The 12969-nt window shown below is 57.3% G+C and carries 12 protein-coding genes; 1 reads left to right on the top strand and 11 read right to left on the bottom strand.

The features are described 5' to 3' along the window. Positions 1–60: 60 nt before the first annotated feature. The 11 genes from rseP to CP97_RS08555 all read right to left on the bottom strand — a co-directional run bounded on the left by rseP (position 61) and on the right by CP97_RS08555 (position 11176). A complete protein-coding gene (rseP, locus tag CP97_RS08605) occupies positions 61–1164 on the bottom strand; it encodes an RIP metalloprotease RseP (RefSeq protein ID WP_335622359.1) in 1104 nt (367 codons plus the stop codon). Beyond that, on the bottom strand, positions 1165–2319 hold the full coding sequence (locus CP97_RS08600) for a 1-deoxy-D-xylulose-5-phosphate reductoisomerase (protein ID WP_048885589.1): 1155 nt from the start codon (positions 2317–2319) through the stop codon (positions 1165–1167). A gap of 1 nt (position 2320) precedes the next feature. Beyond that, entirely contained in the window at positions 2321–3088 is a 768-nt protein-coding gene (locus CP97_RS08595; RefSeq protein WP_227819560.1) for a phosphatidate cytidylyltransferase, read from the bottom strand. Then, positions 3075–3716, bottom strand: coding sequence for a polyprenyl diphosphate synthase (gene uppS / locus CP97_RS08590; protein WP_048886873.1), 642 nt, complete (start codon positions 3714–3716; stop codon positions 3075–3077). Before uppS ends, CP97_RS08595 begins: the two co-directional genes overlap by 14 nt. A 57-nt stretch (positions 3717–3773) precedes the next feature. Continuing rightward, a complete protein-coding gene (gene frr / locus CP97_RS08585) occupies positions 3774–4331 on the bottom strand; it encodes a ribosome recycling factor (RefSeq protein WP_048885588.1) in 558 nt (185 codons plus the stop codon). A gap of 4 nt (positions 4332–4335) precedes the next feature. Next, entirely contained in the window at positions 4336–5055 is a 720-nt protein-coding gene (pyrH, locus tag CP97_RS08580; RefSeq protein WP_048885587.1) for a UMP kinase, read from the bottom strand. 521 nt (positions 5056–5576) lie between these two features. Then, positions 5577–6503 (bottom strand): translation elongation factor Ts, encoded by a 927-nt coding sequence (gene tsf, locus CP97_RS08575; protein WP_048885586.1) that lies wholly within the window; start codon positions 6501–6503, stop codon positions 5577–5579. Positions 6504–6611: 108 nt separating this feature from the next. Beyond that, positions 6612–7400 carry a 30S ribosomal protein S2 gene (gene rpsB, locus CP97_RS08570; RefSeq protein ID WP_048886872.1) on the bottom strand — a complete coding sequence of 263 codons (789 nt, stop codon included), beginning with the start codon at positions 7398–7400 and terminating at the stop codon, positions 6612–6614. Between the two features lie 521 nt (positions 7401–7921). Then, positions 7922–8830 (bottom strand): CDP-alcohol phosphatidyltransferase family protein, encoded by a 909-nt coding sequence (locus CP97_RS08565; protein ID WP_082863895.1) that lies wholly within the window; start codon positions 8828–8830, stop codon positions 7922–7924. 86 nt (positions 8831–8916) lie between these two features. After that, entirely contained in the window at positions 8917–9666 is a 750-nt protein-coding gene (locus tag CP97_RS08560) for a phosphatidylserine decarboxylase (protein WP_048886870.1), read from the bottom strand. A 94-nt stretch (positions 9667–9760) separates the two neighbouring features. After that, positions 9761–11176 (bottom strand): helix-turn-helix domain-containing protein, encoded by a 1416-nt coding sequence (locus tag CP97_RS08555; RefSeq protein WP_048885585.1) that lies wholly within the window; start codon positions 11174–11176, stop codon positions 9761–9763. A 153-nt stretch (positions 11177–11329) separates the two neighbouring features. On the opposite strand from CP97_RS08555, the gene CP97_RS08550 reads away from it, so the two are divergent. Beyond that, the gene (locus tag CP97_RS08550) at positions 11330–12925 is read left to right on the top strand and encodes an isocitrate lyase (RefSeq protein WP_048885584.1); all 1596 of its coding nucleotides are present in this window, start codon (positions 11330–11332) and stop codon (positions 12923–12925) included. Positions 12926–12969 lie beyond the last annotated feature (44 nt).

Here is a 12969-nt window from a genome sequence, read left to right as displayed (position 1 = left end):
CGGCAAGGCAATCAAGCGACCATCCCGCATTTAACGCCGAAAGTGTCTACCTTTCCACGCCTAGCCGTCCCAGAAGGACAGTTTGGCAATATCGACAATCGTCACGAACAACATCAGCGCCAGAACAATGGCCATGCCGGTGCGGAACGCGAGTTCCTGACTGCGGGCACTGGCAGGTCGACGGCGGATTGCCTCGACCGCGTAAAACGCCAGATGCCCACCGTCGAGGGCGGGGATTGGCAGGAGGTTAATGAATGCCAAGTTAATTGAGATGAGCGCGGCAAAGGTAACAAAGGCTTCCCATCCAAGGCTCAATTGTTCACCTGAAAACTTGGCAATGGTAACCGGTCCACCCAGCTCTTCGATAGAGCGCCTGCCGCTGATAATTTGCCAGATGCCGGTGACCATCAGATCGAGCACCTGCCCGGTCTGGGTAAAGCCGAGCGCAACGGCCTCGCCCGGGCCCACAGGAACGAATTCACGCGATTGCGATCCAATTCCGATGCGGCCCACCTGAAAGCGATTACCGAACCGGTCCCGCTCCTCGATCGAAGGGATCGTGAAGGCATAGGACAGACGCGCCCCATCCCGCTCCACTGCAACGTCGATATGTTCATTAGGATATGGCGCGACGAGGCTGGCAATATCGCTGAAATCATCAATCTGCTGGCCATCAACCGTCAGTATCCGGTCGCCCAATTCTATGCCGGCCCTTGCAGCGGCACCCTCCTGCTGGAGCACTTCGACCACAGGCAGCGATACGCCCTTGCCATAGGCAAGGTTGAAACTGGCAAGAATGGCGATAGCGACAAGGAAATTGGTCACTGGCCCAGCCGCCACGATCAACGATTTCTGCCACAATGGCCTGGTCTGGAAGGCATCAGGTTCTGCCGGTGCATCCGGATCAGGCACGCTGGCCGGGTTCATATCGCCGCGAAACTGGACATAGCCGCCAAAGGGCAAAGCCGAAAGTTTCCAGCGTGTGCCGCGCTTATCGGTGAAGCCCACGATTTCCTTTCCGAAACCAACCGAAAATGCGTCAGCGCCAACACCGAACCAGCGCCCGACAAGATAATGACCCAGTTCGTGCAGGACGACCAAAGGTCCCAGCATCGCCATAAATCCGACGATGTACATCCAGAAAGGCAGGCTCTCGAATTCCACTCAGGCAGGCTCCAGCATGGCTTGTGCGCATTGTCGCGCCTCAGCATCGACAGCCAGAACGGCATCGAGCGACTGTGGCGCTTGAGGTGCGCATTTTTCAAGGGTTCTGGCAGTAATTGCCGAAATTTGCGTGAACTTGACCTGACCGGCAAGGAAAGCGGCAACCGCCACCTCGTTTGCAGCATTCAGAACAGCTGGTGCTGCCCCGCCTGCATATGCCGCCTCCCGCGCCAGTTTCGTGGCCGGAAAACGCACCTCATCAGGCGCGAAAAAGCTGAGTTCGCCGATAGTTGCAAGATCAAGTGGTTTGCAATTGGTATCCATCCGCACGGGGTATGCCAATGCGGAGGCAATAGGCACGCGCATGTCGCTGGGGCCAAGCTGGGCAAGCGTGGAGCCGTCCCTGTATTCAACCATGGAATGGATCACGCTTTGCGGGTGGACGATGATGCGCAGCCGATCCAGCCCCACGGGGAACAAGTGGTGCGCTTCTATGAATTCCAGCCCCTTGTTCATCATAGTGGCGGAATCGACGCTGATCTTGGCCCCCATATCCCAATTGGGATGCGCCACTGCCTGTGCAGGCGTAGTCGCCTCCAGCTCGGCCAGCGTTTTCGTGCGAAGCGGCCCACCGCTGGCAGTCAGCGTGATCCAGCGCACATCGGCAACATCATTGCCCTGAAGGCACTGGAAAATGGCGTTATGCTCTGAATCGACCGGAAGCAGCGTGGCACGATGCTGCGCGACCTTGGCCGTCATCACCTCGCCAGCGGAAACCAGTGCTTCCTTATTGGCGAGAGCGACGGTGCTGCCCTGCTCTATCGCGGCCATTGTCGGGGCAAGGCCCACGCAACCCACGATAGCGGCAACAATGATATCGGCAGGTCGTGCTGCGGCCTCGATAAGAGCTTGTGCCCCGCCCGCTGCCTTTATGCCACTGCCAGACAGAAGCTGGCGCAATTGCGGCAGGTACTGCTCGTCGGCCAGCACTGCAATTTGCGCGCCGAATTCGGTCGCCAGCTTCGCCAGTTTCTCCGCCGAACTGTTCGCGGTAAGCGACACAACGCTCCATGCTTCGCGGTCGCTGCGGATCAGGTCTAGCGTCGAATCGCCGATGGAGCCTGTCGCGCCAAGGAGGGAGATGGAGCGGGTCATTTCATACAACCAGCCAGTGCGGGTATTTCACAATGAGCATAGTGCCTACCAGAATGACGACAGGGATCAGTCCGTCAATACGGTCAAAGATACCTCCATGACCGGGAATGAGGTTGGAAGAATCCTTCATCCCCGCCTTGCGCTTGAGCCAGCTTTCAAAAAAATCGCCAGATTGTGCAATTATTGCGATAGCAATTCCGGCCACCACTGCGGAATAGGCAGCGACTGGACCATTCACTTCTTCGGGCAGGCCCCATTGGCCATAAAGAACAATCGCGAGCGTCGCTCCAACTGCACCGCCAAGCAGCCCTGCCCAGGTCTTGGACGGGCTGATACGAGGCGCAATCTTTGGCCCACCGAGCGTCCGCCCGAAAAAATAGGCAAAGGTATCGACGCATATGACCACACCAAACAGCAGGACCAGCAGGGGCACCACGTCGATCATCATCAATAGATAGACCGCATATCCGATATAGGCCGCGCCCCCTACAATGCCGAGCAAGCGGACATAAAGCCGCGTTGTTGCCCGCATGACAAGTCGCGCCAATTCAAACAGGCAGGCCAGCCCTATGATGACGAAGAATGCATCGCGGACGATACCGCCCGCCCACAAAGCCCCACCTGCAATGGCCAGCATGACAATTCCGCTTGCAGCACGCTTGCGAAGATCCCCGGTGCGGACCGACAGTGGAACGCTTACCGCCTTTTTCGCAAAAGCCTTCATCCGGTCGCGCCTGCGCTCTGGCGACAGGTTTTCACCGCCCTCCATAGCGCCGCTCCCTCGTCACGAAGATTTCGCATGCCTGGCGCAAATCATCTTCACCAAAATCAGGCCAGAGCACATCCAGGAAAAGCATTTCGGCATAGGCCGATTGCCATAGCAGGAAGTTGGACAGCCGCACTTCTCCACTGGTCCGGATCAGCAGATCGAGCGGCGGCAGATCGGTGGTGTAAAGATGCCTTGAAATCGTTTCAGGATCGATTGAACCCTCTTCTGCAGCAAGCCGGGCCGCATGGGCAATTTCCTGCTGCGCACCATAATTGAGCGCCACGGCAAGCGTTCGTTGGCCATGCTTTGTCTGCTCCATTGCATCTTCAAGCTTTTCTACAATATCGGGTGCGAAAGCCTTGTAATCACCGATAATCCTAAGCCGGACGCGGCGTTCTATCATGTCCTTGAGATTGGCCTCAATAAACCTGCGCATCAGACCCATGAGGTCCGAAATTTCTTCCTCTTCGCGCTTCCAGTTCTCGCTGCTGAAGGCATAAAGCGTCAGACATTCCAGCCCCAGGTTTTCAGCTGCTTTGACGACCCGGCGCACCGCTTCCCCGCCCTGCCGATGGCCAAGTGCACGCGGAAGCCCACGCTTCTTCGCCCAGCGACCATTGCCATCCATGATGATGGCGACATGGCGGGGATAGTTGTTGTCTGACACGGGATCTGGTCCAAACGCTTATTGCGTAAGGATTTCCTTTTCCTTGGCGGCGGTGACGGCGTCGGTTTCTTCGACATGCTTGTCGGTCATCTTCTGCACTTCTTCCTCAAGCCGCTTGCGCTCGTCTTCGGATATTTCCTTCTTTTTCTCGTCTTCCTTCAGTGCCTCATTCGCGTCGCGGCGCACGTTGCGGATCGCGATCTTCGCCTTTTCGGCATAGGTGCCAGCCAGCTTGGCCAATTCCTTGCGCCGCTCTTCATTGAGATCAGGCATTGGCAGTCGCAAAGTCTGGCCATCGGTCATCGGGTTAAGGCCAAGGTTAGCCTTGGAGATGCCCTTCTCTACCGCGCTGATATTGGCTTTATCCCACACCTGCACGCTCAACATGCGCGATTCAGGTGCAGAAACGGTCGCCACCTGGTTGAGCGGCATCATTGAACCATAGACTTCCACAACCACCGGATCGAGCAGCGCGGTATTGGCGCGCCCGGTACGCAGGCCTCCCAGATCGCCACGCAGGCTTTCCACCGCTCCGGCCATGCGGCGTTCTACATCGGCCTTGTCATACTTCGGCATCGCTTCAGTCCTTTTGTACTATAGTTTGCACGCCCTCGCCCGCCAATACGCGCGCTACATTACCCCGTTCGCGGATGGAAAACACCACGATGGGGATATTGTTGTCACGGCACAAGGCGACGGCGGAAGCGTCCATCACTTGCAGATTGCTGGCCAGCACCTTGTCATAGGTGACGGTATCGAAACGGGTCGCCTCGGGATTACGCTTCGGATCGGAATCATAGACACCATCGACACTGGTGCCTTTCAGCAATGCATCACAGCGCATTTCGGCTGCGCGCAAGGCGGCGCCGGAATCGGTGGTGAAATAGGGTGCGCCCACACCCGCGGCAAAAATAACGATGCGGTCCTTTTCCAGGTGGCGTTCTGCCCGGCGGCGAATGACTGGCTCGCACACCTGATCCATCTGGATGGCGCTTTGCACACGGGTATCGACGCCCAGCTGCTCCAGCGCGCTTTGCATCGCAAGCGCGTTCATGACCGTGGCAAGCATGCCCATGTAATCGGCTTGCGCCCGATCCATGCCCTGCGCCGCACCTGCCATTCCGCGGAATATATTGCCGCCACCAATTACCAGGCAGATTTGCAGACCCGTATCGCGCGCTGCCTTCACTTCCTCGGCCAACCGCAGCACATAGGCCGGGTCGATGCCATAATCCTGCTCACCCATCAGCACTTCACCCGAAAGTTTAAGCAGGATACGCTTGGGGTTGGGCAGCAGCATGTGTCGGTGGTCCCTCTCGGCCAAGGCAGAAGTCACAAGTTTGCGCGGCTTTAGAGCGGCACGGGCGTGGTGCCAAGTGTTCCCCGGTGCTTTTGTCGAAAGTAGGAAAGCAGGATGTTTGCACTTGCTGCCGATCGATCTGACGGATCAATTGGAAAGCAATTGCTTTCGCGCGCTCAACAAACGGTCGCAACTCCGTGAAAGTAAGCGCTTGCGACAGGCTTCTAATGGTTCGCCTGGCCGTTTGAATCAGGCCTCAGCCCGCCTTTGGGGCTCTCACAGGCGAAGCCCCCTTCTCATAAGTTTCTTTCCTACAGCACCGCGCTCACCGCAATGTTCCGGCGGCTCTTTTTCATTGTTGGCCCCGACCCCTCACCTATCCGGGTCCGCATTTTTTGGGCCCGGCAAAGTGTCACCTTGTTTGCGACCCATAATCCTATTAAAATCAGCTAGATAGAAAAACGGCCGAGGTGACAGTGTCACCCCGGCCGCTCGTTTTGCTATTTCCAGCGATTGGAAATTTAGCCGCCAACAGCAGCTGCAACCTCTGCTGCGAAATCGCTTTCTTCTTTCTCGATACCTTCACCAAGCTGGAACCGGACATAGTCCTTCAGCACGATGGCGGTTCCGGCGTCCTTGCCGGCCTTGGCAATGACGTCCGCGATGGGCGTCTTGTTGTCCATCACGAAAACCTGGCTGAGAAGCGCATTTTCCTTGGCGTATTTCTTCACCGCGCCTTCTACCATCTTTTCCTGGACTTCGGCAGGCTTGCCGCTTTCGGCAGCCTTTTCTGCGGCGATCTTGCGTTCACGATCAATCACGTCGGCATCAAGGCTGTCAGCATCAAGAGCCTGCGGGAAGGCGGCTGCAATGTGCATTGCAAGCTGCTTGCCCAGCGGTTCGAGCACATCTGCACCCGCTTCACTTTCCAGCGCCACGAGCACACCGATCTTGCCGAGAAGAGGAGCCTGCGCATTGTGCATATAAGGAACGACCACGCCATTGGAGACGCTGACACTCTTGATACGGCGGACCTGCTGATTTTCACCGATAGTCGCGACATTATCTGTCAGCTTTTCACCTACACTACCGCCATCGGGATAAGATGCAGACTTAAGAGCCTCGACATCGTCGCTATCCAGTCCAAGAGCAACTTCCGTGGTGTTGCGCACGAAGTCCTGAAACTTGTCATTCTTGGCGACGAAATCGGTTTCGGAATTGACTTCCACCGCGACACCCTTGGTGCCCGCTACCGAAACGCCGACCAGGCCTTCTGCAGCAGTGCGGCTGGATTTCTTCTGAGCCGAAGCAAGGCCCTTGGCGCGAAGAGCGTCCACCGCAGCTTCGATATCGCCATTTGCCTCTTCAAGCGCCTTCTTGGCATCCATCATGCCCGCGCCGGTCTTCTCACGCAGGGCTTTCACATCGGAAGCGGAAAAAGCTGCCATGGTTCTTGTCCTCTTGAAAAATCATATGGCGCCGGTCCCTTTACAGGTGGACCGGCGCCGTGATTGGTTAAAGTGATACGCGCCATCTGGCGGCGCATCGCCAGTAGATCAGGCGTCAGCCTTGTTTTCTTCTGCCGGAGCCGCTTCCTTTGCGGGAGCTTCTGCAGGAGGGGAATCCATGGCGCCGACATCGGCGCCGGAATCGACGACGCCCTTGTCGTGGCCCTTGGTCGCTGCTTCTGCAATCGCATCGCAATACAGGCGCACAGCACGGCTGGCGTCGTCATTGCCGGGGATCGGGAACGCGATGCCTTCTGGATCGACATTGGTGTCGAGCACGGCAATCACGGGGATGCCAAGAACATTGGCTTCCTTGATCGCCAGATCTTCCTTGTTCGCGTCAATCACGAACATGACATCGGGCACACCGCCCATATCGCGGATACCGCCGAGCGAAAGTTCCAGCTTGTCGCGCTTGCGTGTGAGCTGAAGGACTTCCTTCTTGGTGAGGCCGCTGGTGTCGCCCGAAAGCTGCTCTTCCAAGGATTTAAGTTCGCGGATCGAACCCGAAATCGTCTTCCAGTTGGTCAGCATACCGCCCAGCCAGCGATGGTTGACGAAGTGCTGGCCACTGGCGCGAGCTGCCTGTGCAATCGGCTCCTGCGCCTGACGCTTGGTGCCGACAAACAGCACCTTTCCGCCTGCGCGAACAGTCTGCTGCACGAAATCCAGAGCGCGTGCGAACAAAGGCACGGTCTGCGACAGGTCGATGATGTGGACGCCGTTGCGGTTGCCGAAGATATACGGCTTCATCCGCGGGTTCCAGCGGTGGGTCTGGTGGCCGAAGTGAGCGCCGGCCTCGATCAATTGCTGCATCGTGACGGTAGGAGCCGCCATATAGAATTCCTTTCCGGTTATACCTCTGGAAGGCGGGGAACCAGCCGCGACCATTTCAAAAGTGTCGCAGGCGGCACCGGTATGAGTGCCTTCCATGTGAATTTGCCGATTATGTCTTCACGGGAAAATCCCGCGAAAGCTGCCGACGCGGGCGCCCTTAGCCGAGGCGCATCACGAAATCCAGCAGAGAATTGATCCTCAGTCCTCATCCGGCATTCAGGAACGAATACAGAACAAACTGCTTGACCTTGTGGAACATAAATGGAACATAAGCCTCATTAGGGCGAAAACGGGGGAACCCATCCTCGCAAGGCCGGTTGATGCAGAATCACTTCGGAAGGGTTTTGCATCGCAAGATTGTTTTAAAAGGGCCTATCGGGCCAAGCCGCAAGGATCAGGAACAATGGCAGTAACCATCGCGATTTCGCTCTTCTTCGGACTGGTAGCGGCGCTTTCAATTATGTCGTGCAGCACGTCCGTACGGCAGGCCTTGCGCCAGTTTCGTTCGATTCGCGCAGAACTTACCGCGCTTGATCAGGGTTATCGTCAATCTGTTCGGATGAAGAACGTTCGATATCGTCAACCGCAAGTCGCTTTTGCGCAGGCGTAGCTTCCTTTGGCGTCGCGTTCTTTGCAATACGCGCCTGTCGAACCTTGCGATATCGCATAACGCTAAGCGGCATGAGAGCGAGATAGACGACGCAGATTGCCGCCAGCGTCCACCACGGTTCACTCAGCAGCGCTGCAAACACAAGGCCGGTGCCGGCAATTGCGGCCAGACGCAGATCGGCTGATGGACGGATGGATTTCCAGCTCAGCGTGGCAATGTTAGAGATCATCAACAGCGCAATCGCGACAGTCCACAAAGCTATGGCCCAGGGTTCCGGCGTCCACCTTTCATCAGTGGCAAGCCAGATATAAATTGGAAGAAAGGCCAGCCCCGCCCCGACTGGCGCAGGAATGCCTGTCAGGAAACCAGCGGATTTATGCGGTTGTTCATCAACATCGATTTGCGCATTGAAGCGCGCCAGACGCAAGGCGCAGCAAATTGCGAATCCGAGTGCTGCGAGCCAGCCAAGTGTCGGCAGATCACGCAGCGACCACAAGAACAGCACCAGGGCGGGCGCCATTCCGAAGCTGAGCGAATCGGCCAGGCTATCCAGCTCTGCACCAAATCGAGACTGGGCTTTCAGCAATCGGGCAATACGCCCGTCAATTCCGTCCAGCACCCCCGCAATAAGGATGGCGTAAAGACATTTTTCCCAATCGCCCTCGATAGCAAAACGGATACCCGTAAGACCCGAACACAGAGCCGCGGCAGTGATAGCATTGGGCAATACTGCGCGAAGAGAAAGGCCCCTGCCCCCTCTGGAACGGGTAACCTGTTCATGCTCGCTGGCCTTCGGCCCAAGCCATGCAGGACCCGGCATTACGATGTCATCATCATCGAAATCGAACTCGTCGTCCCGGTCAGCCCCTCCGTGCCCTTGTGAACCGCTACCGGCGGGGCCAGAACTCATTGGCTGACGCCCTCCAGCAAGCCGTGCTTGCCCGTCTCAGCAAGGATCGTCTCGCCCGCAATGACACTCTGGCCAAGCAGGACACTGGAATCTGTACCAGCCGGAAGATAGACATCAACACGACTGCCGAAGCGGATCAAGCCAACGCGCTGTCCGGCAGCAACAGTATCGCCAGGCTTTATGAAGGGCACGATGCGGCGCGCCACTAGTCCGGCAATCTGCGTAAATCCGATGCGCGTGCCATCGCCGCGTTCGATCAGGATATGTTGCCGCTCATTCTCTTCACTCGCCTTGTCCAGATCGGCGTTCATGAATGCGCCGGGAATATAGACGATACGCTTTACCGTCCCCGCGATCGGTGCACGGTTAATGTGCACATCGAAGACCGACATGAATATGGATATGCGGGTCACAGGCTCTGCCCCAAGTCCGGGAGCGCCATCTCCATCACTGCCCTGCAATTCAGGCGGAGGCGGAACTTGTGCAATCAACGAAACCAATCCGTCAGCAGGGGCAACCACTATGCGGTCACCCTGCGGGACGACCCGTTCTGGATCACGGAAAAAGGCAAACACACCTGCTGAAAGCACCAGCAAAGGCCAGCCGATAAAGCCCCATCCGATGAGCAGGAACAGCAGCGAAATGCCAACTGCACCAATGCCGAACTTGCGTCCTTCGGGATGGATCGCGGGGAAGCTCCACTCAGCATCACCGCGTCCGCGATTGTCTCTCAATTCTCCGGCCATGTTGTCCATCTAGTCGCTGGCAGCGATGGCCACAAGTCGTTGCTTTGCCTTTCGGCGAGATTTGAATATGTGATGAAGCGGAGCCAGCGAAGCTTCAGTCCATTGAAAAATCGAAAGGCATCCCGCTTTCACGAAAGCGTGCAGGCACGATTTCTCGGCCTATCGGCGGGGCGGATCGGGCAATACAGCGCGGGCGGTGGCACATACGGCAGGCAACCCCGATTGGCGTGGGTTTGGCATCCGCCAGGACCGTGCCGTAGATCAACTTGTCCCGGTGCACGGCGGCGCAGGCAATGGCCACGGACCGCATAACGCTTGGCGCCCCGAACGCGCCCCCGCCCCCGCGAACAGTGCGAGCGATGGATACATAGCGTTCGCCATCGGGCAACTCGATCATCTGGGCATTGACTTCGTCCGGTCGTTCAAAAGCGCGGTGGACGTTCCACAAGGGGCATGCGCCGCCATGACGTGCGAAGGGAAAGCCGGCACCATCCAGACGCTTGGACACATTGCCTGCGCGGTCCACACGCAGGAAAAAGAAGGGTACGCCTTCCTCGCCCGGACGCTGGAGCGTCGTGAGTCGATGCGCCGCCTGCTGAAAACTGACCGAGAAGCGCGAACATAGCGCTTCTATGTCATACCGCAGATCTGCAGCGGCGCGGGCGAAGGCGCGATAGGGCATGAGCAAAGCGGCCGCCCAATATGATTGCAAGGCGCGCTGAACCAAGCGCTTGCCATCCTCGCCGGCAACACGCCCTTCTGACGAGATATCGGCAATGACCTTCCCCTGTTCGAGAATTGCAATCTGCAAAGCCGCTTGAAAACGCCTGCCGCCATCATCCAGCCGCTCTGCCACATATACCCGTCTGCGGTGGTAATCATGCCAGCGCAGGGCGCTGCGCAGCAATCCATCATCGCTCAACCGCAGGTCCAGCTCGTGATTCTCGGCGAGATAAACACGCATCGTCTCAAACGAATTCAGCGATCCGGCCAATGCGGCTGCGCTATCGTCCAGCTCGGAGAAGCAATTGCGCCTCGCTGCAAGAAACGCGCGCGCCTCGCCGATGGCGTCGCCTCCTGCGCTGCCCGTTGGCCCCGGATCACCATGCGCCCCGTCACCCTCGCGTCTTTCTGCAAGGGCAAGCTGCTCTTCACCAAAGGCGGTATGTAAACGCAAAAGCGCCTCTGCTACGCCGGGATAGCTGGTAGCAATGTCTTCAATGTCGAGCGGCTCTATGGCGATGTCGGAAAAAACCGGATCGCGCAAAACGCCTTGCAGGCGTGCCACCGTCTGATCGGCATTCACGTCCGCCAGTTCGCCCACATCAACGCGGTAGGTGGTTGCAAGCTTGATGAGCATTTCGGCGGTAACAGGCCGCTGATTGCGCTCCATCAAGGCGATATAGCTCGCGGAAATCTCCAGATCAGCCGCCATGATGGCCTGCGTGAGGCCAAGATCACGGCGCAATTTCTTGAGGCGGGGACCAAGGTAAAGAGTCTTTCCGGCCATGAATTTTCCATCCTGAAGAGGGCGGCGGTCAATGCTTTACAACCTTACAAGCATAGTCTGTAAACATTGACAACATGACACCGTATCGGGCGACAGCGAAGGATTGTGCATGGCAATACCTTGTCATCAGCAAGACCTTCCGACGGAGCGCCCATGACCTATTTTGCAGAGATTCACCGCCAGACCGCCATCAAACATCGTGAAGGCTTGACGTGGCAGGGTGTGGAACCCGAATTCGCCGCACGTCTGCGCACGCAGAACCGTTTTCAGAACGGAATTGAGATTGCGCGATACACCGCAAAGATCATGCGCGAAGACATGGAAGCCTATGACAAGGATCCAGCCACCTACACCCAATCATTGGGTTGCTGGCACGGGTTCATCGGGCAGCAGAAAATGATCTCGATCAAGAAGCACTTCGGCTCCACCAAAGGCAAATATCTCTACCTGTCAGGCTGGATGATCGCCGCCTTGCGCAGCGATTTCGGCCCCCTTCCTGACCAATCCATGCATGAAAAGACGAGCGTTCCTGCCTTGATCGAGGAATTATACACATTCCTTCGTCAGGCTGACGCTCGCGAGCTTGGCGGCCTGTTCCGCGAGCTTGATGCAGCGCGAGAAGCTGGTGACGATAGTGCTGCCGCCCGTGCGCAGCAGGCTATCGACGGCTTCCAGACCCATGTCGTTCCGATCATTGCCGATATCGATGCAGGCTTTGGCAATGCCGAAGCGACATATCTGCTCGCCAAGAAGTTGATCGAGGCCGGCGCCTGCGCAATCCAGATCGAAAATCAGGTTTCGGATGAAAAGCAGTGCGGTCATCAAGACGGCAAGGTGACGGTGCCGCATGAGGACTTCCTCCAGAAGATCCGGGCGATCCGCTACGCTTTTCTCGAACTGGGCATTTCCGACGGCATTATCGTCGCACGGACAGATTCGCTGGGCGCAGGACTGACCAAGCAAATTGCCTACAGCAAGGTACCAGGCGATCTTGGCGACCAATATAACGCTTTCCTTGATTGCGAGGAGATTGATACGGCTGAACTGGGTACGGGAGAGGTACTTATCAGCCGGGAGGGCAGGCTCTTGAAGCCCAGGCGCCTGCCCTCGAACCTCTTTCAGTTCCGCGCCGGAACCGGAGAAGATCGTTGCGTGCTCGATTGCATCACCGCGCTGCAAAACGGTGCCGATCTGTTGTGGATTGAAACAGAAAAACCGCATGTCGAACAGATCGCCGGAATGGTTGATCGCATCCGCGCCGTCGTGCCGCATGCCAAGCTGGTCTATAACAACTCACCCAGCTTCAACTGGACGCTGAACTTCCGCCAGCAAGTGTATGATGCTTGGGCGCAAAAGGGTGAAAGCCTGACTGAGTACGATCGGGAACGCCTGATGAGCCAGCACTATGATCACAGTGCACTGGCCAAGGAAGCAGATGAACGCATCCGCACCTTCCAGGCCGATGCGGCCAAGCGGGCGGGTATCTTTCACCACCTGATTACGCTGCCGACCTATCACACGGCTGCGCTGAGCACGGACAATCTCGCCAAGCGGTACTTCGGCGAAGAAGGGATGCTCGGTTACGTGAAGCAGGTTCAGCGCGAAGAAATCCGCCAGGGCATCGCCTGTGTGAAGCACCAGAACATGTCGGGTTCCGACATCGGTGACGATCACAAGGAGGCTTTTGCTGGCGAAGCTGCTCTCAAGGCGGGCGGCGCCAACAACACGATGAACCAGTTCGCGGCCTGAAAACGGTTTCAGCCGCACTTCAAATACTTTGAAAGGAGAATACC

The sequence above is a fragment of the Aurantiacibacter atlanticus genome, from assembly GCF_001077815.2.
Taxonomy (GTDB): domain Bacteria; phylum Pseudomonadota; class Alphaproteobacteria; order Sphingomonadales; family Sphingomonadaceae; genus Alteraurantiacibacter; species Alteraurantiacibacter atlanticus.
This window is presented reverse-complemented; position numbering and strand designations above follow the sequence as displayed.

What these genes read in the sequence shown, in the direction of transcription:
- uppS (WP_048886873.1), bottom strand. Translation starts at nt 3,716, where the DNA reads ATGGATGGCAATGGTCGCTGGGCGAAGAAGCGTGGGCTTCCGCGTGCA.
- rpsB (WP_048886872.1), bottom strand. Translation starts at nt 7,400, where the DNA reads ATGGCGGCTCCTACCGTCACGATGCAGCAATTGATCGAGGCCGGCGCT.
- CP97_RS08550 (WP_048885584.1), top strand. Translation starts at nt 11,330, where the DNA reads ATGACCTATTTTGCAGAGATTCACCGCCAGACCGCCATCAAACATCGT.
- CP97_RS08595 (WP_227819560.1), bottom strand. Translation starts at nt 3,088, where the DNA reads ATGGAGGGCGGTGAAAACCTGTCGCCAGAGCGCAGGCGCGACCGGATG.
- CP97_RS08560 (WP_048886870.1), bottom strand. Translation starts at nt 9,666, where the DNA reads ATGGCCGGAGAATTGAGAGACAATCGCGGACGCGGTGATGCTGAGTGG.
- CP97_RS08555 (WP_048885585.1), bottom strand. Translation starts at nt 11,176, where the DNA reads ATGGCCGGAAAGACTCTTTACCTTGGTCCCCGCCTCAAGAAATTGCGC.
- CP97_RS08565 (WP_082863895.1), bottom strand. Translation starts at nt 8,830, where the DNA reads ATGCCGGGTCCTGCATGGCTTGGGCCGAAGGCCAGCGAGCATGAACAG.
- frr (WP_048885588.1), bottom strand. Translation starts at nt 4,331, where the DNA reads ATGCCGAAGTATGACAAGGCCGATGTAGAACGCCGCATGGCCGGAGCG.
- CP97_RS08600 (WP_048885589.1), bottom strand. Translation starts at nt 2,319, where the DNA reads ATGACCCGCTCCATCTCCCTCCTTGGCGCGACAGGCTCCATCGGCGAT.
- tsf (WP_048885586.1), bottom strand. Translation starts at nt 6,503, where the DNA reads ATGGCAGCTTTTTCCGCTTCCGATGTGAAAGCCCTGCGTGAGAAGACC.
- pyrH (WP_048885587.1), bottom strand. Translation starts at nt 5,055, where the DNA reads ATGCTGCTGCCCAACCCCAAGCGTATCCTGCTTAAACTTTCGGGTGAA.